This is a genomic window from Gillisella terrae (assembly GCF_004801395.1).
GTDB classification, from domain to species: domain Bacteria; phylum Pseudomonadota; class Alphaproteobacteria; order Rhizobiales; family Rhizobiaceae; genus Allorhizobium; species Allorhizobium terrae.
On the sequence record NZ_SSOA01000026.1, the window covers coordinates 1 to 588 of the forward strand.

General features: G+C 56.8%; 1 pseudogene. It reads right to left on the bottom strand.

Features of this window, described 5'->3' with window-relative positions:
- A pseudogene (locus E6C51_RS19980) lies at positions 1-588 on the bottom strand (capsule biosynthesis protein); the annotation flags it as partial.

Genomic DNA, 588 nt, shown 5'->3' on the forward strand with positions numbered 1-588 from the left:
CTTGCGAGATGGAGGCGAGGTTTTTGGTTTCGCTCTGCTGACCGGCGAGGCGTTGTTTGAGCTCATCGAGCTGGCTTTGCTTGCTGTCGATTTCGCGTTGAAGCACGCGCATTTGCGGGGCGTTTTTCGACACCATGGAAATTTGCGTCTGATAACGCTGCTGCAGTTTCAACAGATCGCCCTCGACCGAGGAGATCAGATTGGTGACGACATCGGAGCTGCCCTCGACCGAGAGCACACCATTGTGGTTTTGGGCTTGCGCGAGCTTTTCACGGGCAGTCTGCAGCTCATTGCGGGCGTGATCGAGATTGTGCTGGGCGGTTGCGGTAACATCTCTCCAGATGCGGTCATTGACATTGTTGACCACGGTTTCAGCGGCTTTGACAATGTCTTTGGCAAGGCTTTGCGCGTCATTGGGGCTAAAGGCGCGCACCTTGAGGGTGATGATGCCGCTTGAGGGGGTGACGGAAACGGAAACCATGCGGTTCCAGTGGCGCAGAAGGTCTTCTTCGGTGGCGTCACTTGGCAGGCGGGCGACCCAATCGACGTTTGGCCCGCCAAACAGGGCGTGGAAATCAACACGCTTCT